21 protein-coding genes and 1 pseudogene are annotated in these 23,324 nt (G+C 69.1%); 14 read left to right on the top strand and 8 right to left on the bottom strand.

Annotated elements, in window-relative coordinates; all coding sequences use genetic code 11:
- Nucleotides 1-130: 130 nt before the first annotated feature.
- From ACGF4C_RS25695 to ACGF4C_RS25705, 3 genes are all read left to right on the top strand, one after another.
- Complete coding sequence (locus ACGF4C_RS25695) at nucleotides 131-862, top strand: hypothetical protein (RefSeq protein ID WP_030410348.1); 732 nt, start codon at nucleotides 131-133, stop codon at nucleotides 860-862.
- A 696-nt stretch (nucleotides 863-1,558) separates the two neighbouring features.
- Nucleotides 1,559-2,032, top strand: coding sequence for a carboxymuconolactone decarboxylase family protein (locus tag ACGF4C_RS25700; RefSeq protein WP_393569166.1), 474 nt, complete (start codon nucleotides 1,559-1,561; stop codon nucleotides 2,030-2,032).
- 81 nt (nucleotides 2,033-2,113) lie between these two features.
- On the top strand, nucleotides 2,114-3,040 hold the full coding sequence (locus ACGF4C_RS25705; RefSeq protein ID WP_393569167.1) for an RNA polymerase sigma-70 factor: 927 nt from the start codon (nucleotides 2,114-2,116) through the stop codon (nucleotides 3,038-3,040).
- A gap of 37 nt (nucleotides 3,041-3,077) precedes the next feature.
- On the opposite strand, the gene ACGF4C_RS25710 is transcribed toward ACGF4C_RS25705, so the two are convergent.
- Nucleotides 3,078-4,472: an SMI1/KNR4 family protein gene (locus tag ACGF4C_RS25710; RefSeq protein ID WP_393569168.1), complete on the bottom strand. Its 1,395-nt coding sequence runs from the start codon at nucleotides 4,470-4,472 to the stop codon at nucleotides 3,078-3,080.
- 107 nt (nucleotides 4,473-4,579) lie between these two features.
- Nucleotides 4,580-5,305 (bottom strand): DUF6333 family protein, encoded by a 726-nt coding sequence (locus ACGF4C_RS25715; protein WP_393569169.1) that lies wholly within the window; start codon nucleotides 5,303-5,305, stop codon nucleotides 4,580-4,582.
- Nucleotides 5,306-5,485: 180 nt separating this feature from the next.
- Here ACGF4C_RS25715 and ACGF4C_RS25720 point away from each other — a divergent pair, with 180 nt between their 5' ends.
- Nucleotides 5,486-6,217: a dienelactone hydrolase family protein gene (locus ACGF4C_RS25720; RefSeq protein ID WP_393569170.1), complete on the top strand. Its 732-nt coding sequence runs from the start codon at nucleotides 5,486-5,488 to the stop codon at nucleotides 6,215-6,217.
- A 164-nt stretch (nucleotides 6,218-6,381) separates the two neighbouring features.
- Here the strand turns inward: ACGF4C_RS25720 and ACGF4C_RS25725 are convergent, their stop codons facing one another.
- Nucleotides 6,382-6,834, bottom strand: a complete 453-nt coding sequence (locus ACGF4C_RS25725) for an Lrp/AsnC family transcriptional regulator (RefSeq protein ID WP_393569171.1) — start codon at nucleotides 6,832-6,834, stop codon at nucleotides 6,382-6,384.
- Between the two features lie 115 nt (nucleotides 6,835-6,949).
- Between ACGF4C_RS25725 and ACGF4C_RS25730 the strand changes: the two genes are divergently transcribed.
- The 3 genes and pseudogenes from ACGF4C_RS25730 (at nucleotide 6,950) to ACGF4C_RS25740 (ending at nucleotide 9,848) form a co-directional block, all read left to right on the top strand.
- Nucleotides 6,950-7,582 carry a LysE family translocator gene (locus tag ACGF4C_RS25730; protein ID WP_393569172.1) on the top strand — a complete coding sequence of 211 codons (633 nt, stop codon included), beginning with the start codon at nucleotides 6,950-6,952 and terminating at the stop codon, nucleotides 7,580-7,582.
- Between the two features lie 113 nt (nucleotides 7,583-7,695).
- Nucleotides 7,696-7,914: pseudogene (locus ACGF4C_RS25735) on the top strand (PaaI family thioesterase); the annotation flags it as partial.
- A 221-nt stretch (nucleotides 7,915-8,135) separates the two neighbouring features.
- A complete protein-coding gene (locus ACGF4C_RS25740) occupies nucleotides 8,136-9,848 on the top strand; it encodes a PucR family transcriptional regulator (protein WP_393569201.1) in 1,713 nt (570 codons plus the stop codon).
- A gap of 22 nt (nucleotides 9,849-9,870) precedes the next feature.
- Here ACGF4C_RS25740 and ACGF4C_RS25745 read toward each other — a convergent pair whose 3' ends face one another.
- On the bottom strand, nucleotides 9,871-10,107 hold the full coding sequence (locus tag ACGF4C_RS25745) for a hypothetical protein (RefSeq protein ID WP_393569173.1): 237 nt from the start codon (nucleotides 10,105-10,107) through the stop codon (nucleotides 9,871-9,873).
- A gap of 288 nt (nucleotides 10,108-10,395) precedes the next feature.
- Here ACGF4C_RS25745 and ACGF4C_RS25750 point away from each other — a divergent pair, with 288 nt between their 5' ends.
- The 6 genes from ACGF4C_RS25750 (at nucleotide 10,396) to ACGF4C_RS25775 (ending at nucleotide 16,033) form a co-directional block, all read left to right on the top strand.
- Nucleotides 10,396-11,478 carry a M20 family metallopeptidase gene (locus ACGF4C_RS25750; protein ID WP_393569202.1) on the top strand — a complete coding sequence of 361 codons (1,083 nt, stop codon included), beginning with the start codon at nucleotides 10,396-10,398 and terminating at the stop codon, nucleotides 11,476-11,478.
- A complete protein-coding gene (locus tag ACGF4C_RS25755) occupies nucleotides 11,475-12,248 on the top strand; it encodes a GNAT family N-acetyltransferase (RefSeq protein ID WP_393569174.1) in 774 nt (257 codons plus the stop codon). The genes ACGF4C_RS25750 and ACGF4C_RS25755 overlap by 4 nt, the downstream gene beginning before the upstream one ends.
- A gap of 64 nt (nucleotides 12,249-12,312) precedes the next feature.
- Nucleotides 12,313-13,422 carry an o-succinylbenzoate synthase gene (gene menC, locus ACGF4C_RS25760; protein ID WP_393569175.1) on the top strand — a complete coding sequence of 370 codons (1,110 nt, stop codon included), beginning with the start codon at nucleotides 12,313-12,315 and terminating at the stop codon, nucleotides 13,420-13,422.
- Between the two features lie 265 nt (nucleotides 13,423-13,687).
- Nucleotides 13,688-14,602, top strand: coding sequence for a ketopantoate reductase family protein (locus tag ACGF4C_RS25765; RefSeq protein ID WP_393569176.1), 915 nt, complete (start codon nucleotides 13,688-13,690; stop codon nucleotides 14,600-14,602).
- A 53-nt stretch (nucleotides 14,603-14,655) separates the two neighbouring features.
- A complete protein-coding gene (locus ACGF4C_RS25770) occupies nucleotides 14,656-15,210 on the top strand; it encodes a DUF6817 domain-containing protein (protein WP_393569177.1) in 555 nt (184 codons plus the stop codon).
- A 43-nt stretch (nucleotides 15,211-15,253) separates the two neighbouring features.
- Nucleotides 15,254-16,033 carry a VOC family protein gene (locus tag ACGF4C_RS25775; RefSeq protein WP_393569178.1) on the top strand — a complete coding sequence of 260 codons (780 nt, stop codon included), beginning with the start codon at nucleotides 15,254-15,256 and terminating at the stop codon, nucleotides 16,031-16,033.
- A gap of 55 nt (nucleotides 16,034-16,088) precedes the next feature.
- On the opposite strand, the gene ACGF4C_RS25780 is transcribed toward ACGF4C_RS25775, so the two are convergent.
- From ACGF4C_RS25780 to helR, 3 genes are all read right to left on the bottom strand, one after another.
- Complete coding sequence (locus ACGF4C_RS25780; RefSeq protein WP_393569179.1) at nucleotides 16,089-16,613, bottom strand: GNAT family N-acetyltransferase; 525 nt, start codon at nucleotides 16,611-16,613, stop codon at nucleotides 16,089-16,091.
- Between the two features lie 488 nt (nucleotides 16,614-17,101).
- Nucleotides 17,102-17,866, bottom strand: coding sequence for a hypothetical protein (locus ACGF4C_RS25785; RefSeq protein WP_393569180.1), 765 nt, complete (start codon nucleotides 17,864-17,866; stop codon nucleotides 17,102-17,104).
- Nucleotides 17,867-18,138: 272 nt separating this feature from the next.
- Nucleotides 18,139-20,313 carry an RNA polymerase recycling motor ATPase HelR gene (helR, locus tag ACGF4C_RS25790; protein ID WP_393569181.1) on the bottom strand — a complete coding sequence of 725 codons (2,175 nt, stop codon included), beginning with the start codon at nucleotides 20,311-20,313 and terminating at the stop codon, nucleotides 18,139-18,141.
- 519 nt (nucleotides 20,314-20,832) lie between these two features.
- On the opposite strand from helR, the gene ACGF4C_RS25795 reads away from it, so the two are divergent.
- Nucleotides 20,833-22,515 (top strand): CocE/NonD family hydrolase, encoded by a 1,683-nt coding sequence (locus tag ACGF4C_RS25795; protein ID WP_393569182.1) that lies wholly within the window; start codon nucleotides 20,833-20,835, stop codon nucleotides 22,513-22,515.
- Nucleotides 22,516-22,689: 174 nt separating this feature from the next.
- Here ACGF4C_RS25795 and ACGF4C_RS25800 read toward each other — a convergent pair whose 3' ends face one another.
- Nucleotides 22,690-23,310, bottom strand: coding sequence for a DUF4328 domain-containing protein (locus ACGF4C_RS25800; RefSeq protein ID WP_393569183.1), 621 nt, complete (start codon nucleotides 23,308-23,310; stop codon nucleotides 22,690-22,692).
- Nucleotides 23,311-23,324 lie beyond the last annotated feature (14 nt).

The raw sequence follows: 23,324 nt of genomic DNA on the forward strand, positions 1-23,324 counted from the left end.
CCAAGGAGTAACTTGGGAAAACCAAGCACTGTGCGTATCGACTGCGGCCGGACATGGTGCCCGCAGGTCGAAAAGCGTTCGAGCGTGCGTGATCTGTGGGATATGTTTCTGCTGTTCGAAGGGGGACGAAGTGGCGAAGCTGAACCAGATCATCGCTGTCGAAAAGGGTGTCAAGAGCAAGTCGCTCCAGGACATCACCGCGGCTCACCACAGGGTGCAGAAGCCCGCATTGCTGGCCGGTATCTCGCGTACGTACCAGCCCAAGGATGAAGAGGGCGAACAACTGCCGCCCGAGTCCACGCGGGTGCAGGTCCAGGCCGAGGACGTGCTGCGCGAGATGTCGGCGTCGCTGACCCGCCTGTTCGACGTGACGGCCACCAAGGACTGGGCCAACTGCACGGCCCGTGCCGACGTCACGGTCGACGGCCGGACGATCCTCGCCGAGGTTCCGGTCAGCTACCTGTTGTTCCTGGAGAAGCAGCTCACGGACCTGCATGCCTTCGTCAAGAAGCTTCCGGTGCTGGATGCCGCCGAGTCCTGGTCCCTCGACCCGTCCACGGACTGGTGGAAGACGGACCCGGTCCGCACGATCCGTACGAAGAAGGTCCCGCGCAACCACGTCAAGGCGGAGGCGACCGACAAGCACCCGGCACAGGTCGAGGTGTACTACGAAGACGTGCCGATCGGTTACTGGACCACGGTGAAGTTTTCCGGAGCGCTTCCCGCGCGTCGGGTGAACGAGCTGTTGGAGCGGGTCGAGAAGCTCCAGCAGGCGGTCAAGTTCGCCCGCGAGGAGGCCAACGGCGCCGAGGTCACCGACCAGCGCGTCGGCGACGCGGTGTTCGGCTACCTCTTCGGCTGACGACGACCGCAGGTAGCATCCATGATCGCCCCCGCGTGCGAGCGCGGGGGTGCGCAACAGACACGGGCCGGACTGAGGACCGGTCCGTGTGATGAGCGCAAGCTGAAACTGAAGTTCAGCCTGAAGACGCGGGTCACAGTGGAGGTTCGAGTCCTTCCCCCGGCACCACGGGCCGGGGTAGCCCAACATGGCAGAGGCAATCCCGCATCAATCTCAGACTCTCGCTCCAGCTTCAGCATTGCCGCCGATCGCCGGATCGACCGAGGACGGACGAACGCCGTCGGATGCGAGTTCGAATCTCGCCTGCACCTCTCCGCGGTGCGGTAGTTCAAAGGAAGAACACGACGGCCTGATGACTGATCCGTCCTCTTAAACGCCGCCGGCGTGCGCAATTGGGTGGCATCCCCAGGGGCCCGGGAGCTGGATACGACTCCCGGGCTCCGCCACGTTCTGCGTCCCCTGTCTGTGGGATGCCTGGTGCTGTGTCGTGCCTTTTTGTGCTGTGGGGTGCCTGGTGCCTGGTGCGGTGTCCCTGGGGCCCCATCAGCGCTTGCGTGCCAGCGTCACCCCGTCCCGCACCGGCAGCGATAAGCTCCTCGCCTTCGCCGAGATGCAGGTCACATTCGCCCATGTCACAGGGCGTGGGGCTGCCCCGTCTCAAGGGTGTAGTCACCGATGACCGCAGAGGAGTACATCATGGACGCGCGACTGAACTTCTTCGCCAGCCCGATCGCCGGCAAGGCCCTCAAGTACGTCATGTCGGCCGGCAAGGCGGTCAAGGACGCGCCGCTGCCGGCCGCGACGCAGGAGCTGGTGTCACTGCGCGTAAGCCAGATCAACGGCTGTGCCGTCTGCATCGACATGCACACCAAGGAGGCCGCCGCGGCCGGCGAGACCTCGGTGCGCCTGAATCTGGTCGCGGCGTGGCGCGAGGCCACGGTCTTCACCGAGGCGGAGCGTGCCGCGCTGCAGCTGGCGGAGGAGGGGACCCGGGTGGCGGATGCGGCCGGTGGGGTCAGTGATGAGGTGTGGGCGAACGCCGCCAAGCACTACGACGAGGAGCAGCTCACCGCCCTGGTACTCCTGATCTCCTTCATGAACATGGCGAACCGGCTGAACGTCATTTCCCAGCAGCCGGCCGGCGACTACGAGCCGGGGCAGTTCCACTGATCGGCACAAGCGTGACCGGCTCGGGGTCCGACGAGGGGCCCCGAGCCCAACAGCAGCAACACAACGGGGAGTTGGGTGAACGTGAACAAGGTCGAGGAGTTCGAGGAGCTGCGGCCCCTGCTGTTTTCGATCGCGTACCGGATTCTGGGCAGCGTGGGGGAGGCCGAGGACGCGGTGCAGGAGGCGTGGCTGCGCTTTGACGGTTCGGCGACTCGGCCCATATCGACCAAGGCTTTCCTGTCGGCCACCGTGACGCGGATCTCGATCGATGTGCTGCGTTCCGCACGGGTGCGACGCGAGGAGTACGTAGGTCCGTGGTTTCCCGAACCGCTGTTGAGCGATCCGTATCAGGATCCGGCACGGTCGGTGGAGCTGGCCGACTCGGTGTCGATGGCGGCGCTGGTGCTGCTGGAGCGGCTGAGCCCGCTGGAGCGGGCGGTGTTCGTGCTGCGGGAGGTGTTCGGCTTTGGGTTCGACGAGGTCGCCGCGGCGGTGGGGCGGTCGGAGGCGGCGTGCCGGCAGCTGCTGGTGCGGGCGCGGCGGCATATGGAGGCCGGGCGGCCGCGGTTCGAAGCGGCCCGCGATGAGCGGGAGGAACTGGCGTCGCGGTTCCTCGACGCGCTCCGCGAAGGCGATGTCGCCGGCCTGCAGGACCTGCTCGCCGCCGACGTATCGCTGGTCGGCGACGGCGGCGGCAAGGCCCCGCAGCTGGCCAGGGCCGTCATGGGCGCCGAGAGCGTGGCCCGGCTGCTCGCCTCCGTCTTCCCGTGGATGGCCCGGATCGACGTGTCGTTCGAGCCGCACGAGATCAACGGTCAGCCGGGCGCGATCTTCCGCGACCGGGACGGCAAGGTGCTCAACACCATGGCGCTCGATGTGCTCGACGGGCAGATCCAGACCATCCGCTCGGTGATCAATCCCGACAAGCTCGGCCACATCGGACCGGTCGCCGACGCCTGGGCCATCGACCGGGAGGTGAAGCAGAGCCGTCGGCGGCAGCGACACTGACTCTCGCGCTCGCGAGAACTCAGGGCGCCCGGGGCCACTACGACACGACGCCGAGATCGCCTTCGAGGAGGGTCCGGGTGATCGGGGGACGGTCCCAGAGAGCGAGGAGCTCATTGGCGAGGGCCACGATCGACAGCGGATGCCGACCGCCCTTGCTGTGCACCTCGATGGCGGCGGCCGACAGGCCGCGCGGGACGGCTTCGGCATCGAGGAGGACCCGCCACTCCTCCGGGCCGAGCTTCAGAAACTCCAGCCCGGTCAACGTGGCGATCTCCAGCGGGTCGGCGAGTGTGCCGGGGTAGGCGGTGAGGGTGCGTAGCCGGGGCAGCCCGATGACGGGAGCCAGGCTGAGCGGCTCACTGTCCCACACGCCGATGCTCAGCACCTCCAGCCCGGCGTGCGCGGCGGCCTGCACACTGCTCAGACTCCGGATGTTGACCCTGGCCACGACCGGCGGCCGGTCCGTGCGATGGCTGCCGCGCTCTGGCTCGGGCCCGTTCAGCACCATGTCGGTGAGGGAGTCGGCGACCAGGTCGGCACCGATGTTCTCCTCATGGCTGAGGATGATGATCTGCCCTGTGTGTCCGCGCGGGCCGGGCGTCAGGTCGACCGCGATCCGGTCGCCACCGCCGTTGTCGCCGAAGACGATCCAGCCCGGCGAGCCGACGACCCCCTGCACCGCGGCGTCGGACGCGGTGACGACCGCCTCCATGGCGCCGAACTCCCAACGGCAGGGACGGGAGGCGGCGTCGGCGATGTACAGGGCATCCAGCGGGAACAGTTCGCAACCGACCGCCTGGGCCTCCCGTTCCGCCGCTTCGTGGTCGTCACCCCAGTCCTCCCACTTCGCCCGCGTGACCCGGTAGAGGACCTTGAGCTCGTCGGGCAATGCGACACCGAGACGCACCTCCGTGGCGACCAGCTCAGCCTCGGTCGCGCCGATGGCACCGGGGACGCGCTCGCGAAGGGTACGTTCCAGCAGCGCCAGATCCACGGAAGGGGCCGCTGCCGCACCGGGCACCGGTTCGGGCAGCCGACGCCAGGGCTCGGGGACCGCGTCCTCAACGAGGAGGAGGGAACCCGGATGCGGACCGAGGCCGGCCTCCACCGCGGGGCTGGAACCGATCAGGTGGAGCGCGGCCCGCCCGTTCGGCGAGGTTTCCGCGACGAACGACACGTCGTCGCTGCCGGCGCTCGCGAGCGCGCTTTGGACCCGCTTCACCGCGCGCAACTCGTCCTGCATGTCCGCGACCTGGGCGGCCTGGCCGGGCGGCGGGAACCGTCGCTGCAGGGGCAGACTCCACAAGTGCGAGCCGATACGGCCCGCCACGTGGCCGCCCGGCGCGGCAAGGCTCTCCATGTTGGCGGCCCGCAGGAGCCGCAGTACGGGCTCCCAGGTCGCGAAGTCATCTCTCGCATGTATCGAGGGCACGGTGTTCTCCGGTCGTTCCGATGAGGCAGGTCAGCTGGCGAGGGAGTATGACTGAGGTGTTGAGCTGCCGAGGAAGCAGAGCTTCTCCGGAAGTACGGCTGAGGTGTTCAGCTGCCGAGGAAGTAGAGCTTCTCCATGCGGCGGGTGTGGCTCTCGGTGTGGCGGACCCTGAGTACGGAAGTCTCCAGGTGCGTCCAGGGCCACGGGTCGGCCTCCCCCAAGGCCAGGCCGACGAAGGCGGACCACTCCACTTCCTCCGGCTCGGCGTCCAGGTCGACGTCGATTTCCTCCAACATGTCGCTGGTGACGCCGAGGGCGGCGGCAACCGCGTGCGGGTCGCCGGTCAACTCCCAGGGGTCCATCCCGGGCCAACCGGAGGCATGGAACATCGTGCCGTCAGGAAGCCACACGATGTCCTCGGTATGGGACTCGCCGCAGTCCACCTCCACCCGGCCGACGATCCGCGCGTCCGGGTAGCGCTCGCGCAGCCGGCCCACCTCGTACAGCAGCGGGGTGCCGTTGCCGTCGTCGCCGAGTGCGGGATCGCTGATCCCCAGTACGGGGCCCCATGCCCCGGCCTGTATCTGGTCGAGGTCGGACCGTTCGACGAGGTACAGGGGCGGGTGCGCGGGGCGGGTCTCGATCTCTTCCCACACCTCCTCGACGGTGCCGAAGGATCGGGCCAACTCCCGTGCGCGAACAGGGTCGTTGGCCGGGAGGCTGTGCGCGGTCGCCGTGAAGAACGGCGGTTGGAGAATGGTGATATCGCATCTGCCCATGCCGCCGCGGACCATGCGGTCCGCCGGAGTGGTCCAGTGACTGAGGTTGGTCATGCGCGACACCGTAGTGCGGGCCACTGACAGCGCACCTGTGGGCCGTCGGCCGAGCACGACGGTCGCGACCTCACTGGAGTGCATCGGGACGTATCCGGGTGTTTTCCCATGTCCGGTGTGACGGACGTTGCGTGAGCCTAGTATTGCGGCGACATTCAGCGATCGAGGCACGGGGGACTGATGACTGGTCAGTGGGAAAGACTGGGCGAAGCCGGTGGCATCGAGGCGTATGTGCACCGCCCGGTGGGCGAGGTACGGGGCGCCGTGGTGGTCTGCTCCGAGTTGTACGGAGTGAACGCCTACGTTCGCGACACCTGCGCGGAGTTGGCGTCGGCCGGGTACGTGGCGCTGGCCCCGGACTACTACTGGCGCAATGCTCGCCGTACCGCGCTCGGGTACTCGGCCGAGGAGCGCGAGGACGGTCTGGTGCTGATGCGGGCGCTGGACCGGGACGAGCTGGTGGCCGACGCCTCGGCGGCACTGACGGCGGCGCGCGCGGCGGCCGGCGAGCGGGGCGTGGCCTTCCTCGGGCTGAGCATGGGCGGACACATCGCGCTACGGGCGGCGACCGAGCTGAGCTTCGAGCTGGCCGCTGTCTTCTATCCGGGGTGGCTGCTGAACAGCGGCTTCCCGCTGGTCGGGCCGGTGCCTCCGTTGGAGACCAGCGAGCGGATCGCCGCGGGCGGCGCCTTCCTGCTGGGTTTCCGTGGCGAGCTGGACCACATCATCCCGGCCGAGGAATGGGAGCAGGCCGAGCAGCGGCTCACCGAGGCCAAGGTGCCGCACGAGCTGGTGACGTACCCGGGTGCCCGGCACGGCTTCGCCTGCGCAGACCGCCCGGAGGACTACGAACCGAAGGCCGGCGCGGATGCCTGGCGGAGGGTGTACGCCGCCTTGGCAACGCACCTCTAGGAATCCCGGTCGGCAACAGGTCGTGACTGGACTCCTTCACCCGATACGGACCAGTCACGACCTCTCCAGTCACGACGTCTCCAGGCAAGAGCTCTTCATTCACGCCCTCTCCGTCCCGGCCTGGCCAGTCATCCGGACCGGGCTGCACCTCGCGCAGTGGTCGGTTACTCGGGCAGCGGTCGGTCGTCGATGACGTGCTTCATCACGAGGGTCGAGGTCAGCCGCTGGACGCCCGGCAGCGTGGCCAGCTGCTCGTCATAGAGCTGCTGGTAGGCGGCCAGATCGGTGGTGGCGACGCGCAGCAGGTAGTCGGGTTCGCCGAAGAGGCGCTGGGCCTGGAGGACGTGCGGGATGGCGGTCACGGCCTCTTCGAAGGCGGTGACCGTGTCGCGGTCCTCCCAGCGCAGGGTGGCGAAGACGAGGGCTTCGAAGTTCAGACCGACGGCGGCCGGGTCGACGACGGCGCGGTAGCCGCGGATGGCCCCTTCGCGTTCCAGATCGCGCAGGCGGCGGTGGCAGGGCGAGACGCTCAGCTGCACGCGGGCGGCCAGCTCGGTGACGGTCAGGCGGCCGTCCTGCTGTAGCTCGGTAAGAATTTTCCGGTCGAGGGCATCCATGGAGAAGATTCTCCCTCACCGTCCGCGATCTTGGGGTAAGAACGCAAACACTTTCGGGCATGTCCGGCCTAGCCTTCCCTCTCAGAACAAGGCACGTGAGAGGGAAGAACGATCGATGAACACGACGACGCTGGCGGCTTTTCTGGCGGTGGATCTGCTGTTGGTGTTCACTCCGGGCGCGGACTGGGCCTTCGCGATCTCGGCGGGGCTGCGGGACCGGTCGGTGGTTCCCGCGGTCGCCGGGCTGATAGCCGGATACGCGGGATACACGCTGCTCGCGGTCGCGGGCCTGGTGATGGTCGTGGCGAGCTCGGCGACCGTGCTCACCGCACTGACCGTCGCGGGTGCCGCCTATCTGATCTGGCTGGGCTGGGGCGTACTGTCGCGGCCGGGGGCCCTGGGCGCGTCCACGGAGACGATGACCTCCTCATCGATGGCCGCCTCGCGCGGACGGATCATGCTCAAGGGCGTCGGGATCAGCGGCCTGAACCCCAAGGCGCTGTTGCTGTACTTCTCGCTGTTCCCGCAGTTCATCAATCCCGCTGGCGCCTGGCCCGTGGCCGCGCAGACCGGGCTGCTCGGCGCACTTCACATGACGACCTGCGCCCTCGTCTACCTCTCCGTCGGCGTCCTGGCCCGCACCGTCCTGAAGACCCGTCCTTCGGCGGCCCGGGCGGTCACCCGCGTCTCCGGTGCCATGATGATCGTCATCGGCGGGTTCCTACTGGCGGAACGCCTGGTCGGCTGACGAACCTGCTCCGCGCTCGTACGCACACCGTGAGGTCCGGGGAAACCCTGTGACGTCCGCCGCAGCACCAAGATGTCCGTCGCGGCACCGTGATGTCCGTCGAAGGAGAGCACGTGGAAGAGCAGACGCAGCCGGCAGAGGCGAGTCCCGAGGTGCAGAAGCGCATCCAGGACAGCTTCGACCGTCAAGGGTTGATGAGCCACCTCGGGGCCCGGATAGCGCATATCGGCCCCGGCCGCGTGCACATCGTGCTCCCTGGCCGCCCCGAAGTGACCCAGCAGCACGGCTACTTCCACGCCGGTGCCACCAGCGGGGCGGGGCGCACAGGTGGTCGTCGCCGCATGTACCGAAACAGGTGCTCTCATCCCGCGGATTCGTGGCAACCGCGTTCGTGATCAACCGTGTTCTTGGTCCCCCCGCTTCGTGAGCGTCCAAGCTCGCCCCCCGGTGAAACCGACTTCGTTCCCCGATACGGACCTCCTCGCCTATCCTCGTCCGCACGCACCAAGCCGGGGACCCGGAACGGTCCTAACCTGCGGAGATGATCAGGCACATGTCGACGCACCGCGCCCGAAGCCTGAGCCGGGTGCTTGAGGACTTCGGCTCCACCCTCCTGGATCTGGAGCACGGCGACGCCGAGGCGGCCGGGGAGATCGGCGGCGTCGGCATCCACGATCCGCATGACGAGCAGCACTACCCGCAGCGTGCCATCGTGCTCGGCGTCGGGGTCCATGGCGCAGAGCAGACGTCCCGTCTCCTGCGGGACCTCGCCGCCCATGGGGCCGCGGCCCTGGTGGTCCGGGGCCCGGTCGAGGACGCGGACGAGCTCGAAGAGGTCGTGTCCGAGACCGGTGTGGCGCTGCTGGCCCTGACCCGCGGTGCGTCCTGGGCCCAGCTGGCGGCGATGCTGCGCACGCTGCTGTCCGAGGGCGACGTCGGCGAAGCGGGAGCACACACGCTCGGCGGCGTGCCGTCCGGTGACCTCTTCGCGCTGGCGAACGCGATCGCCACCCTGCTGGACGCCCCGATCACCATCGAGGACCGCCGCTCGCGGATCCTGGCCTTCTCCGGCCGGCAGGACGAGGCGGACACCGCCCGTGTGGAGAGCATCCTGGCCCGGCAGGTGCCCGAGCGCTATCTGCGCGTCCACGAGGAGCACGGGGTCTTCAAGGAGCTGTTCCGCAGCCAGGGCCCGGTGCACATTCCTCCGCCGGCCATCGGTGACGAGGTCGCGCTGCCCCGCGTGGCGATCGCGGTGCGTGCGGGGGACGAGATCCTGGGGTCGGTGTGGGCGGCGCTGCGGAAACCGCTCACGCCCGAGCGCGACCAGGCGTTCCGGGAGGCGGCCAAGCTCGCCGCGCTCCACATGCTCCGGTTCCGCGCGGGTACCGACGCCGAGAACCGACTGCGCGCCGACCTCGTCACGACCGCGCTGGAGGGCGGGGGAGGGGCGGTCCACGCGCTCGGCCGGCTGGACCTGGTGACCGAACCCACCCTGGTCATGGCCATGGGCCTGGCTCGTGGCGCCGGCGAGGACCATGCCCACCTCACCGCCGAGCGCCAGCGCCTCACCAGCGCCCTGGCTGTGCACCTCACCGCGGTCCAGCCCCGTTCCGCGGTGGCGCTGCTGGGAGACGTGGCGTACGCCCTCTTCCCGGTGACCGGGGATTCGGCGCACGCCCGGGAACGTGCCGTGCAGGTGGCGGCGAACTTTCTCCAGCGCACCGGGGACCGGGCCGGGGCCGTCATCGGGATCGGCCCGGTCGCCCAGGAGCCCGCCGCCCTCCCGCGCTCACGGGCCAACGCCGACCGGGCGCTCCGCGTACTGCTCAGCGGCGAGAGCGCCCAGCGCGTCGCCTCGATCGCCGATGTGTACGTCGACGCCCTCCTCCTCGAGATGCGGGACCTCGCGATCGCCAACCGCGACGAGCTCTCCGGCCCGCTCGCCCGGCTGGCGGCCTACGACACCAAGCACAACGCCCACCTCGTGGAGACGCTGCGGGCGTGGCTGGACGCCTTCGGAGACGTCATCGCCGCCTCGGCGAGCGTGTTCGTCCATCCCAATACGTTCCGCTACCGCATCCGCCGGGTGGCCGAGGTGGGGCAGCTGGACCTGCAGGACCCGTCCGCCCGCTTTGCCGCGATGCTCCAACTCCGCCTGATGGGCCCGGCCGAGAGCGGTGGGGCACGCCCCGGAGGCACGGGCCCCACTCCCGCTGCCTGCCCCACTCCCACTGCCTCGGTCCCCTCCGCATCGGCGGAATGACAGCCGCTCCGCGAGCAGGGCGTCAGAGACGTACGCCCGGCGGGACCGCCGGATCCGCGTGGGTGTCGTGGAAGGTGTGCGCACACTCGATGGTGCGCACCCAGTCGTAGAACAGCTCCTTGGCCGACAGCGTGTCGATGCCTCGGCCGGCGAGGCGCCGTGGGCCCCGCTCATGTGCCTGTCCCGGCGAGTAGGCGGCATCGTCCACGACCACGACGTGCCTGCCCGCATGGTGCAGCTGGATCGCCGAGTGCGTCACGCAGATGTCCGTCTCTATCGATTCGAGGCGCGTCCGGCGATTCCCGAGGCGCCCGGCGATTCCAGAGCTGCCCGGCGAGCCGTCCGACCCGCCGGGCAGCGCCGTTCTCCATGGCTTCGGTCGTGGGCACGAACCGGCGCCTCAGTTTGTCACCGGGCTACCAACCCGGCCCTGGTCAGCGTGCCTAGCGTGGCGGTCATCCCACTCAGGAGGACTCACATGCCGGTTGGCCATGATCATGACCATTCCCGTTCCGCGCGGGCGGACCGTCCGGCGGGCCTCGACGCCATGCTCGCCGACCTCGAGGAACTCGTGACCTGCGAGTCCTACTCCGCCGACCACGCGGCCGTGGCCCGCAGCGCCCAGGTCGTCGCCGCACAGGGCGGCAGGCTGCTCGGCGCCCCCGCGCAGACGCTGGTGATCGACGGTGTCACCCACGTCCAATGGACCTTCGGAACGCCGCGCCTCCTGCTCCTGGGCCATCACGACACCGTCTGGCCGATCGGCTCCCTCAATACCCATCCCTGGTCGGTGGAGCAGGGCATCGCCCGCGGACCCGGCGTCTTCGACATGAAGGCCGGCCTGGTCCAGATGTTCCACGCGCTGGCCTCGCTCCCGTCCCTCGACGGCCTCTGCGTACTGGTCACCGGCGACGAAGAGGTCGGCTCGGACACCTCCCGCCGGCTCATCGAGGACCTCGCACGCCAGTGCACGGCCGCCCTCGTCCTCGAACCCTCGGCCCCCGGAGGCGAGTTGAAGACCAGCCGCAAGGGCGTCTCCGCCTACGACATCACGGTGCACGGCCGGGCCGCCCACTCCGGGCTGGAGCCCGAGAAGGGCGTGAACGCGGCCACCGAACTCGCCCACCAGCTCCTCGCCCTGCAACACATCGCCGACGGTGTTACGGCGCGCACCGGACCGGGGACGACCCTCACCCCGACGCTGATGTCGGCCGGCACCGCGAGCAATACCGTGCCCGCACGGGCCGAGTTGCATGTGGACGTGCGCGTTCCCAACACCGCGGCGCAGGAAGCGGTCGACCAGCTCATCCGGACCCTGCAGCCGCAGGCCAACGGCGCCCGTCTGCAGGTCGACGGCGGCCCCAACCGCCCGCCCCTGGAAGCCGACGCCTCCCGTGAACTGTTCGCCCTGGCCACCGAACAGGCCGCGCAGCTCGGCCTCGGCCCGCTGCGGCAAGCGGCCGTCGGCGGAGCATCGGACGGCAACTACACCGCCGGAGCCGGCTGCCCCACCCTCGACGGACTCGGCGCCGTCGGCGACGGCGCGCACGCCGACCACGAACACGTCCGCACCGCCGCCATGCCGGCCCGCGCCCGGCTCCTGGCCCACCTCGTCGGAGCACTGCGATGAACGGACCCGAGATCCGCGAACTCCACGCCATGGAGGAGTTCGCCACCGCCAGTCATCTCTACGCCGGCATCTGGGGAACGGACACCACCGGCCCGCCCGTCTCCGCCGAGGTCATGCGCGCCCTGTCGCACGCCGGCAACTACGTGGCCGGGGCGTACGAGGACGGCCGGCTGGTCGGCGCCTCCGTCGCCTTCTTCGGCGATCCCATAGCCACCACCCTGCACTCCCACATCACCGGCGCCTCCATGGGCCGCGGCATCGGCCTGGCCCTCAAACTGCACCAGCGCCAGTGGGCGCTCGCCCGCGGACTGAAGCGCATCACCTGGACCTACGACCCGCTCATCCGCCGCAACGCCTACTTCAACCTCGTCAAACTGGGCGCCCGCCCCGAGGAGTACCTGACCTCCTTCTACGGCGCCATGGACGACGCCATCAACGGCGGCGACGAGTCCGACCGCGTCCTCACCGCCTGGGACCTGACCGCACCCACCGAAACCCCCGGCCCCGGCAACGTATCCGAAGGGCTCACCGGCACAGTGCACGCCCTTCGGAACCGCGCCGGCCGCCCCGAAACCGCATCGGCCGACGCCGCCACCGTCCTCATCGATCTGCCCGACGACATCGAGGCGCTCCGACGGCAGGACCCCGCCGCGGCCCGCGCCTGGCGACTGGCCGTCCGGCACACCCTGGGTGGCCTGCTCGCCGAAGGCGCCCAGGTCATCGGCTTCCACGACCGACGCAGCTACGTCGTCCATCGCACCCCCACCTGACCACCCGCCTGACCCTCCACCTGCCACCCCTCAACCTGCCACCCTCAACAGGAGTCACCTGACCATGAAGACCAAGATCTCCGGCATCGAACTGCGCCGGATCGCGATGCCGCTCGTCGCACCGTTCCGCACCTCCTTCGGCGTCGAGACCAGCCGCGACGTACTGGTGGTCCGCGTCGTCACCCCCGACGGCGAGGGCTGGGCCGAATGCGCGGCCATGTCCGAGCCCCGCTACTGCTCCGAGTACGTCGACGGCGCACAGGACGTCCTGCGCAAGTTCCTCATCCCCGCCCTGCCGAAGGACGGCGTGGACGCTGCCGCCGTGGGACGGATACTGGAGCCCTTCACCGGTCACCACATGGCGAAGTCCGCGCTGGAAACCGCGGTCCTGGACGCCCAACTCCGCATCGCCGGCGAGTCCTTCGGCTCCTACCTCGGCGCCGCCCGGGACCGGGTGCCCTGCGGCGTCTCGGTCGGAATCATGAACTCCGTCCCGGAACTGCTCGACGCCGTGGACCGCTACGTCGCCGAGGGCTACGTCCGCATCAAGCTGAAGATCGAACCCGGCTGGGACATCGAGCCGGTCCGCGCCGTCCGCGAACGCTTCGGCGACGACCTCCTCCTCCAGGTCGACGCCAACGCCGCCTACACCCTCGTGGACGCGCAGCACCTGGCCAAGCTCGACGCCTTCGACCTGCTGCTGATCGAACAGCCCCTCGCCAACGACGACATGGTCCAGCACGCCCAGCTCGCGAAGATCCTGCGCACCCCGATCTGCCTGGACGAATCCATCGAGTCCGCCGCCGACGCCGCGGCCGCGATCTCCCTCGGCGCCTGCTCCATCATCAACGTCAAACCGGCCCGGGTCGGCGGCTACCTGGAAGCCCGCCGCATCCACGACCTCGCCCGCGCCCACGGCATCCCCGTCTGGTGCGGCGGCATGCTCGAAACCGGCATCGGCCGCGCCGCCAACGTCGCCCTCGCCGCCCTGCCCGGTTTCACCCTCCCCGGCGACACCTCCGGCTCCCATCGCTACTTCGCCACCGACATCACGCCCCCCTTCGTCCTCAGCGACGGCCACCTCGACGTCCCCACCGGCCCGGGCCTCGGCACCGAGCCGCTCACCGACCTCCTCGACGAGGTCACCACCGCAAGGGAATGGATAACGCTCTAACGACAGTCCAGAGGACCCGCCCCGTCGCACACGCAGCCAACTACCCATCCAACGAACGCAGTTGACATCACACTTCCTGAAGAGCCACAGCGATCCCCAAGCTATTGCTTGGGGATCGCCTAGCAAAACCCTGGATTGACTTGGGTTTCGGTGAGGCTTGATCATCGTTGCAGGGCCCAGGGCGGCAACCCGCCCGCTGCTTTCGCGTGATCCGGACGCGCGAACGTATGGCGGGTGCCGACCCGCAACAAGGACAGGAGCGCACATGAGCCCAACCAACCCAAGGGTGGCCGTCCTCGGGCCCGGCGGTGTCGGCGGTCTGATCGGCGCACTGCTCGCCCGTGACGGACACCGCGTCCGCTGCCTGGCCGGCGAACGGACCGCAGCCACCCTGCGCCAGGACGGCCTGCACGTCGAGAGCGCCCAGTACGGGAACTTCACCGCAGCCGTGGAGGCCGATACCTGTCTGCGCGAGCCGGTGGACGCCGTCTTCGTCACGGTCAAACAGACAGCTCTGTACGAGGCGCTGGAGCGGGTACCGGCCGGCATCCTCGGCGACGCGTTGGTGGTCCCGTTGCTCAACGGCCTCGACCACCTCACGGTGCTCCGCCAGCGCTACCCCTCGGCCACCGTCGCCGCTGGGACGATCAAGGTCGAGGCCACCCGCACGGCACCCGGCCGCATCGTCCACACCAGCCCCTTCGCCCGCCTCGAACTCGCGGCGCCGCCCGCCACGTCCGCGGCACCGCTCGACCGGCTCGCGGACTGTCTGCGGCGGGTCGGTCTCGCGGTGACGTTGCGCACCGACGAGACCGCGATGATCTGGGACAAGCTCGCCTTCCTCGCCCCGTTCGCCCTGCTCACCACCCGTTACGGGGCCGACCTCGGAGCCGTCCGCAGTGAGCGGAGAGCGGAACTGGTCGCCGTGCTCGACGAGATCACCACCGTGGCGCGGGCCGCCGGCGCGCCGATGACCGTCGAATCCCTGCTGTCGTTCTTCGACGGCGCCCCGCAGACGATGAAGTCCTCGATGCAGCGCGATGCCGAGGCCGGCCGCCCGCTCGAGCTCGACGCCATCGGGGGAGCCGTGCTGCGGGCCGGGACCGCCCACGGCGTCGAAACCCCGGTCATGGCCCGCCTGGTGGCAGAGGTGGCCCGCACCGCACAACAGGTGGTGTGATGCAGCGCATGGACCCGTTGGACGATGGCCCTTCGGTAAGCGGCTCGGGGCGTGTGACGGCGTGGCCAGACATCGAGGACTTCCTGCGCTCCCGCGGTGCCGACCGTATGCCCCACCCCGGAGGAACACTCCTGCAACACCTGAGGCGCGTCGCGCAACTACTGGGCGAGTGGGGCGCCGACCCGACCGTGCAGGTCGCGGGACTGTGCCACGCGGCGTACGGAACCGACGGGTTCGCTCAAACCCTGCTGGACGTCACCGAGCGCCCGGTCCTGGCCCAACTGATCGGCGAACGGGCAGAAGCGCTGGTCCACCTCTACGCCAGCTGCGACCGCGAAGTCGTCTATCCACGGTTGGGGTCCGAACGCCCGATCCGCTTCCGCAACCGCTGCACCGGCCAGGAACACACCCCGCCCGAGCCGGACGTACGTGCCTTCCTCGAGATCACCGCCGCCAACGAACTCGACGTGTTGATGCACAACACCGACTTGGCCCAGCGCTACGGCCCGTCCCTCCACCGGCTGTTCGCCCGCTCGTACGACCTGCTGTCCGCCGCGGCCCGGGACGCCTGCGAGCATCACCTCGGCCGGTACGCGAACGGGGCGTAGCGACCCGCACGGGAACTGATGGCCTGACAGGAGAAGACCTCATATGCCAACGAAGCTGACCACGGTCGTCATCGAGGCGTCGGACCCCCTGCGCCTGGCCCACTTCTGGGCCCAGGCCCTGGAATGGGAGCCCACCGCCGACAACCGGATCATCGATGGCCCGCTCGCCGACGGGACGGGCATCCGTCCGCGCGACGCGGGTGACGTCGGGCTGGTGTTCGTCCCCTCCGTGCGGCCGAAGACCGGGAAGAACCGCGTACACCTCGATCTCGCGGGCGACGCGGACGAAGTGCGGCGACTGCTCGCCCTGGGTGCCACCTGCCTGGACATCGGACAGGGTGCGGTCCCGTGGGAGGTGCTCGCCGACCCGGAAGGCAACGAATTCTGTGTCCTGCCCCGGGCACACGGGCAGGGTCGGCTTGCCCAGATATGCCAGGACGCCGCCGATCCGAGCCGCCAGGGCCGGTTCTGGGCGGAGGCGAGCGGCTGGTCCATCGTGGACGAGGGCGATTGGGGCGTCAGTCTCACCTCGGCAGCCGGTGGCGGTCCCACGCTGGTCATGGGCCCGCCAGTGGCACCCCAAACGGGCCCGAACCGCATACGGCTGGCGCTCACGGCCAGCGGCGACGGCGATCCCTCGACCGAAGTGAACCGCCTGCTGGACGCCGGCGCCTCACCCGCGGACGTCGGACGGGAAGACGCCGGCAGGCACCAGTCACGCCGGCAGCTGCTCCTCGACCCCGAAGGGAACGAGTTCCTCCTTCTCGGCCCCTCGCAAGCCGTGCAATCGGGCGTCTCTACGGTCGGCCCTTCCGGCCCATAGCGCGTGTCGCTCCGGTCGCGTTTCGGTCCGGAGATCCAGAAATCCTCGAATCGACTCAGCGGAGTTCGCTCGCCAGCAGGCCCATCGTGAACATGTCGTACCACTTGCCGTCACGGCGGAAGACCTGACGAAGTCGGCCTTCCTCGACGAAGCCGACCTTCTCGTAAACCCTGCGCGCGGCATGGTTCTCCGTGACCACGGTCAGCGTCACCTTGTGCAGGCGCATGTCCTCGAAGCCGTAGCGGCAGATGGTCCGTATCGCATCAGTGGCGTAGCCCTTGCCCCAATACGACTTCTCGCCCAGGTAGATATCGAGTTTCGCGATGCCTTTCTCGGGCTCCGCGTCCTGCAGCATGACCAGGCCGATGAGCGTGTCGTCGGCGAGCGCCTCGATGCCGACCAAGCAGTCGCCGTAAGCGTTGCGGGGGCGCTCCTCCAGCGACCTGCGGACCTGCTCGACCGAGTGGGGATAGGTGTCGTCCATCCACCGCATGACCTCGGGGTCGTGATTCCAGCGCCACAGCGCTTCGGCGTCCGCCGGCCCCATCGCCCGCAGTCTGACCAGTTCTCCGAGTGGCATGCCACCGACCCCTTACCCATCCCGTGACTCTGTGCTGAACCACGAAGTGGTACCACGGCCAAGATCGCTTGCTCAATCGGTTTCCCGGTCAGCGACCGGCGGACCGTGGTGCTCACCCAGGAAGCCGTGGCGGCAAGTCAACTGACTGATCAGCTGATTGACCTTCCCCTTGGGGAAGGCCGGAGCATCAGGGCCATGCGCTCCCAGATGCCTTCCTTCCGCCACCAGGAACTCATACGCCAGGCCAACGAACACCGGCTGGCTCAGAAAGCCCGGAACAGGCGCCCTCGGTCTACCGCGGCAGGCAAACGGCTGCTCTCTCCCAGGCGCCTGCTGTCCTGGCTCCGCCGAGGAATGGGAAGCGTTTCCCGCCCCGGCTCTCCACAGACCGCTTCGACCCCGCTGCGGCACGCCTCACCCGCCGGCAGGTACCGATGGGGTTCCGAGGAGACACCCAGGTGAGGAGCCTGCCTGGCAGGTGTGTGGCGTCAGACCGCCGCGTACGTGCCCCGCCCCGGACGCGTCACCAGCTTCTGCTGCCGCGCGACGCGGTCGAGGGTGTTGCGAACCGATTCGATCTGCCCTGGCGTGGCCTCCCGACCCAGGGCCGCGTTGATCTCACGGGCCCGCATCGGCACGCTCGAATTCTTGAGCACGGTGAGCGCGGCATCAATGAGGCTGCCCGCGCCCTCGTCAGCCGGTTGGGCGGTGGCGGCCCGCTTCGAAGCCGCCTTCTTCGCCTTCGGCTTTGCGGCGGCGGCAGTCTTCTTTGCCGCCTGGTTCGCCTTGTTGGGCTTGTCAGCCGTCGCCTTCTTGGCCGTCGCCTTCTTGGTGTTGCGCTTTTTGGCGGGGCTGGACTTGGCGGTGCCGGACTTGGGGCGCGTGGTGCCTGCGGAACGAGGCTGTGGCACGACGGACGCCGTGCGCTCCGGCTCCTCGGCCGCTTCCGGCGCGACAGCCGCATCGGGCTCGGACGAGTCCTGGCCGGCGCTGTCTGCCGGTTCGACGGCCGCAGGCTCCTCGGGCGGGAGGGCCGGTGAGGCGGCGGGCGACGACTGGCTGACGGGAGCAGCGGTGCCGGTCAGGACGCGCAGGTGCTCCAGGGCCTCGCGGGTGGACCTGACGCGTTGGACCACCCCTTCGAGTTGCTCGCGCAACAGCCTTTCCTGCTCCTCAAGTCCCGGCAGGGTGTTTTCGAGGTTTTCGATTGTCTGAACGAGAACGGAATCAGTCATGGGAACGGAGTCAGTCATGCGTTTCCTAACCTCACAGCGATGAGCGTGATCGCACGACACCGTACCGTCCCAACAGTCACAAGGCACGAGGTGAGACGGCGCTCTTTCGTGTTGACAGTGTTTGACAGTGGGATGAGCGGTGTTGGCGATGTCTGTAGCGTCACAGACTACGAGTGGCTTCCCCGGAATTTCGATGCCAATCACCGACCTTGCTCACACCGGGTTGGGAACCGCCTTTTCGGGGCGAGCGAATATCCCACTGGCAGCGGACGGTCGCCCGGCAGCCGGCGTCAGGGGCCAGTGAGGATGACGAGTTGCTGGGTCGCCCGGGTCATCGCGACATAGCGGTCGACCGCCCCTTCGATGCCCCCGCCGAACTCTTCCGGGTCGACGAGGACGACCAGGCCGAACTCGAGCCCCTTCGACAGCTGTGGGGTCAGCGACCGGACGCGGGGCGTCGTCCGGACCGTGGGAGCACCGATGACGCAGGCGATCCCATCGGCGTGGGCGGCGAGCCAGGTGTCGAGGACGGAGTCCAGCTCGGACACGGAACGGTGGAGGACGGGAAGGCCGTTGCTGCGGATGGAGGTCGGCACGTTGGCGTCGGGGAGTACCGTGCGGATGACCGGCTCGGCTTCCGTCATGACTTCTTCCGGCGTGCGGTAGTTGATGCTCAGGGCGGCGAGGTTGATCCGGTCGAGGCCGATCCGTTCGAGACGTTCCTGCCAGGTCTCCGTGAACCCGTGCCTGGCCTGGGCGCGGTCCCCGACGATGGTGAAGCTCCGGGACGGGCAGCGCAGCAGCAGCATCTGCCACTCGGCGTCGGTCAGTTCCTGGGCCTCGTCCACGACGATGTGGGCGAACGGGCCGACGAGCCGGTCCAGGTCGGCCGTGGGCAGTTCGGACTCGTCGACCAGGCTGACCTGGGCGTCCGCGCCGCGCAGCATCCTCACCAGGCCTTCGCCGTCGTCACCGTCGGCGCCGGAGGCGGCCGCGGCCTCGATCAGGTTGTCGACGACCTGCGTCATGCGCTCGCGCTGGGCGGCGAGGATGGCCTCGTGCCGGCGCTTGCGCCGGGCCACGTCCGGGTCGCCGAGCCGCTGCCGCGCCGCGTCCAGGAGCGGCAGGTCGGACACCGTCCAGGCCTGCGGGGCGTCCTTGCGCTGCAGCTTGCGGATCTCCTCGCGGCTCAGCCAGGGAGCGCACATCCGGAGGTAGGCGGGTACCGACCACAGGTCGCCGACGAGGTCGGCCGCTTCGAGCAGCGGCCAGGCGCGGTTGAGGGTGGTGACCAGCACTTCGTCGTGCGCCAGCGACCTCCGGAAGAGATCGGGCGAGATGTCGGCGTCGAGCTTGTCCAGCAGTATGGTGCCCAGTTCCGCCCAGATCTGCTCGCGTGCCTCGTTGTGCGGAGTGCCTGGTTCTGGTGCGTCGAACGCCTCGGCCCAGTCATCGGCGCTCAGCCAGACGTCGGACCAGTCGGTCGTGACCGTCATCCCCTCGGCGGGCGGCTCCTCGTAGAACCTGACGGCCGTCTCGATCGCCTTCACCATGTCCGCGGACGACTTCAGGCGGGCCACGTCCGGGTCGGCCTCAAGGGTTGCTGCGGCTCCCTCGGTGACGAGGTCCCGCAGGGTGGCCGTCTGCACGCCCTCCTCTCCGAGACTGGGCAGGACGTCGGCGACATAGGCCAGGTAGGGCCGGTGGGGTCCGACGAACAGCACCCCACCGCGGCGGTGGTGACTGAGGCGAGGGTCGGAGTAAAGGAGGTAGGCGGAGCGGTGCAGGGCGACGACGGTCTTGCCGGTACCCGGACCGCCGTCCACGACGAGAGCGCCGCGGGACCCGGCGCGGATGATGGCGTCCTGGTCGGCCTGGATGGTGCCGAGCACATCGCGCATCCGTGCCGAGCGGTTGCTGCCGAGACTGGCGATGAAGGCCGACTGGTCGTCGAGCGCGGCGTGCCGTTCAAGCCCGTCAGCGGTGAACACCTCGTCCCAGTAGTCGCTGATCCGGCCGCGGGTCCAGCGATACCTGCGGCGACCGGCCAGCCCCATCGGGTTGGCGTGGGTGGCTCCGAAGAACGGTTCAGCGGCGGGGGAGCGCCAGTCGACCAGCAGCCGACGGCCCGTGCTGTCGGTGAGGCCAAGTCGTCCTATGTACACGGGCTCGGTGTGGTCCGCGCTGACCATGTGCCCCAGGCACAGGTCCAAACCGAAGCGACGCAGGGCACGCAGGCGAGCGGTCAGCCGGTGGATCTCCGCGTCCCGGTCCATCGCCTGCCGGCCCACGCCGCCGGGCGCCTTGCGCTCGGCATCGAGGCGGTCGGACAGTTCGGCGATCGTCTGCTCAAGGCTCTCGGCAATGGCCGCGAAGTGCTGTTCGTCGCCGGCGATCAGTGCCGGATCGGCCTTGGGGGAGAGGTGGTCGGGAAGGTCAAACACGCTGGTGGTCAGCGGGTTCACGGCATTGGCTCCGATCTGAGGTCGCTTCGCTCGCGACCGTTGCGCGCGGCAAGGAGTCTGGAACTGGTGTGACGGAACTGGTGGCCGTGACCTCACGACCCCCCGACGCCTTGGCGCCATGGGGCCATGACGCGCAGTGCTTCGGCCGGTGATTCTGCGGCACGAAGGGGGCCTTGCCGCAAGGCCCCCCATGCGCTATATGTTGAGAGTGGCAAGGAGTGGATGACCTCCTTGCCTTTGTCATTGCCTGCCGGGCCCGTCCGTGAAGGCGGCACCGTACGGCGGCTGCTCAACGACCGAGGAAGACCAGCCTTCCAGCCTCGCACTCCTCCACCTGCTTGAGGCACCCCTCACCCGCATCGCACTGCCCGCGATGTTTGTCGCGGCTCGACGAAGGCCCCAGTCATCCTGCTCTTTCCTCCGGTCCTGCGGAGGCACTTCAGTCCCGCGGAAGCACTTGCCAAGGTCACCCGAACATCCCCTATCCTCGTACAGTGTACGTAATAAAGGAGGGGGAGCATGTCCTCACGCATACCCGACACCATGGCCAGGCCGTCCTGGGTGCCGCCTACGGGAAAGCCGCCGCTGTCCTCACGGATGTTGAGGGCGAGCTGGCGCCGGCTCCCGGACAAACTGCATGACGCCGGATGGGAGCCGGGGCTGGTCGTGCCGGCCGCCGACGGCACTCCGCTGATCACGGACCACTACTTCCCGCGTGCCGAGGGCGACTTCCCCACCCTCCTGGTGCGCTCGCCGTACGGCAGGGGCCTGCCGTGGTCCCCCATGTACGGCATGCTCTTCGCCGAACAGGGCTTCCACGTGGTCCTGCAGAGCTGCCGCGGCACCGGCGGCTCGGGCGGTGAGTTCGGTCCGTGGCGCGACGAGGCCGCCGACGGCCAAGCCACGGTGACCTGGCTGCGCGAGCAGCCCTGGTTCAACGGAACACTGGGGACGATCGGCCCCAGTTACCTGGGATACGTGCAGTGGGCCCTTGCCGCGGACCCGCCACCGGAGCTGAAGGCGATGGTGGTACAGATGGGTTTGCACGATCCTTGCGCCTTCTTCTACACGGACGGTGTGCTCCACCTGGAGAACGCCCTGGCTGTCGGCGCAGGCATGACGTATCAGCACCAAGGGATCGCACCGCTGCTGAAAGCGAGCCTGCGTCTGCACAGACGCCTGCGCGACATCACCACCGCGCAGCCGCTTCGGGGCTCATACGTGACTGCCCTCGGCGAAATACCCTGGCTGGACGACGTGTTGACGCATCCGGACGCCAACGACGCCTTCTGGCACGGCACATCCCTGGCCAAGTCGGCGGATCGCCTGAAGGTGCCCACAAGTCTGATCGGCGGGTGGCACGACGTGCTGCTCGACCAGAACCTCGAACAGTACGGCCGACTGCGCCGGGCCGGCTCCGAGACCGCCCTGCTCGTCGGCCCCTGGACCCACACCTCCGCAGTGCAACAAGGGTGGCCCGAGGTGTTCGCCGAGAGCCTCGCCTGGCTGCGCGCCCATCTGAACGGCGATCCCTCCGGCCTCCGCCCCACAAGGGTGCGCGTGCACGTCGGTGGCGAGGACGGTTGGCGGGACATCGATGACTGGCCGTCGGCCCCGGCCGTCACGTCATGGTTCCCCCTCGCGCGGGGCCAGCTCACCCAGCAGGCTCCCACGGACTCCGCAGCACTGGCGTCGTTCCGTTACGACCCGGCCGACCCCACTCCGTCCGTGGGCGGCCCGCTGCTCTCCCGTACCGCCGGCTCTCGCGACAACGGCACCCTGGAGGCACGTGACGACGTACTGACGTTCACCGGCCCGCCGCTCACCGAGCCCGTGGACATCCTCGGTCCGGTCTCCGCGCGGTTGACCCTCTCCACGGACACCGGCCACGCCGACGTGTTCACCCGACTGTGCGACGTGGACCCACAAGGCCGCTCCGTGAACATCTGTGACGGGCTGGGCCGGCTCCGGACAGGCGACCAGAAGCCCTCGCAGGTCACCGTGCCGATGAGCTCCACCGCCCACCGCTTCGCCGTCGGTCACCGCATACGCTGGCAGCTCAGCGGAGGTGCCCATCCGCGCTACGTGCGCAACCTGGGCACCGGGCAATCGCCGTTGGACACCACCGCTTCCGCACCGGTGCGCATCACGCTCCACACGGACTCGGCATTGCTGCTGCCCCGCGGCTTCGAAACCTCGTAGCCCTCCAGCCCCGCGGGGACGCCTGACGAGCCGGGCCGACTGGCCCGGCTCACTCCGTCACCATGAGCGGAGGATCCCGTGGATCTTCGTTCTCCTGCACTGCCTGCTGTGCTCGGGAAGTTGAAGGGCTGGTCGCATGAGCTACCTGCGTGATGCCGCGTGCATGTGCTTTCCTCACCCTGCGTGCTGAACGAGCCGCTGGGTCTGCGACGCGGTGATGCGCCTGATGATGAGGACCAGCAGCACACCGGCGGCTGCATCGAGCACCGTGCTCAGGGTGGACAGATTCGCAGCGCTCAGCAGACTCTCCTCGGAGATCTCCTCGGACAGGTAGATCCGCGTGACGGCCCGGCCGATGATCGTGCTCACCAGGAGCGGCGCCCACCAGGCCATGACCAGGCCACTGGAAACCGGCCGCCGAGCTGCGCTGGCCCGCCAGATGTCCGACACGACCTGGTACGGAACCCACAGGTTGGCCACCGGGGTGAACCAACCGCCCACCACCCAGCCCCGGGCACGACGCTGCCCGTCGGCACCGCCCAGCAACTCGGCGTTGACCCGCGCCCGCCACAACCAGACCAGGAACACCACACCGGCCGAGATCCACACCACGACCGTCGGGATCGACACCAACTGCCTGAAGGAGTCGGCCGCTTCGAGGTCCGCGATCGTCGCCGCCCCGGCCTTGTAGTCGTGGACCACCAGGTAGTCGCGCCAGTCGGACACCGAGCCCAGGACCTCACCCACGAGCACCAGCAAGATCAGTGTCGCCGCGGCGGTGGCCGGTCCCGTCACCGTCCTGGACCGTT

This window comes from Streptomyces sp. NPDC048197 (assembly GCF_043202395.1).
GTDB classification, from domain to species: Bacteria; Actinomycetota; Actinomycetes; order Streptomycetales; family Streptomycetaceae; genus Streptomyces; species Streptomyces siderophoricus.

Excerpts from the sequence above, each read along its gene's own strand:
- ACGF4C_RS25700 (WP_393569166.1), top strand. The coding sequence starts at position 1,559 with ATGGACGCGCGACTGAACTTCTTCGCCAGCCCGATCGCCGGCAAGGCC.
- ACGF4C_RS25715 (WP_393569169.1), bottom strand. The coding sequence starts at position 5,305 with ATGACCAACCTCAGTCACTGGACCACTCCGGCGGACCGCATGGTCCGC.
- ACGF4C_RS25720 (WP_393569170.1), top strand. The coding sequence starts at position 5,486 with ATGACTGGTCAGTGGGAAAGACTGGGCGAAGCCGGTGGCATCGAGGCG.
- ACGF4C_RS25725 (WP_393569171.1), bottom strand. The coding sequence starts at position 6,834 with ATGGATGCCCTCGACCGGAAAATTCTTACCGAGCTACAGCAGGACGGC.
- ACGF4C_RS25730 (WP_393569172.1), top strand. The coding sequence starts at position 6,950 with ATGAACACGACGACGCTGGCGGCTTTTCTGGCGGTGGATCTGCTGTTG.
- ACGF4C_RS25740 (WP_393569201.1), top strand. The coding sequence starts at position 8,136 with ATGTCGACGCACCGCGCCCGAAGCCTGAGCCGGGTGCTTGAGGACTTC.
- ACGF4C_RS25750 (WP_393569202.1), top strand. The coding sequence starts at position 10,396 with ATGCTCGCCGACCTCGAGGAACTCGTGACCTGCGAGTCCTACTCCGCC.
- ACGF4C_RS25755 (WP_393569174.1), top strand. The coding sequence starts at position 11,475 with ATGAACGGACCCGAGATCCGCGAACTCCACGCCATGGAGGAGTTCGCC.
- menC (WP_393569175.1), top strand. The coding sequence starts at position 12,313 with ATGAAGACCAAGATCTCCGGCATCGAACTGCGCCGGATCGCGATGCCG.
- ACGF4C_RS25765 (WP_393569176.1), top strand. The coding sequence starts at position 13,688 with ATGAGCCCAACCAACCCAAGGGTGGCCGTCCTCGGGCCCGGCGGTGTC.
- ACGF4C_RS25775 (WP_393569178.1), top strand. The coding sequence starts at position 15,254 with ATGCCAACGAAGCTGACCACGGTCGTCATCGAGGCGTCGGACCCCCTG.
- ACGF4C_RS25780 (WP_393569179.1), bottom strand. The coding sequence starts at position 16,613 with ATGCCACTCGGAGAACTGGTCAGACTGCGGGCGATGGGGCCGGCGGAC.
- ACGF4C_RS25785 (WP_393569180.1), bottom strand. The coding sequence starts at position 17,866 with ATGACTGACTCCGTTCCCATGACTGATTCCGTTCTCGTTCAGACAATC.
- ACGF4C_RS25795 (WP_393569182.1), top strand. The coding sequence starts at position 20,833 with ATGTCCTCACGCATACCCGACACCATGGCCAGGCCGTCCTGGGTGCCG.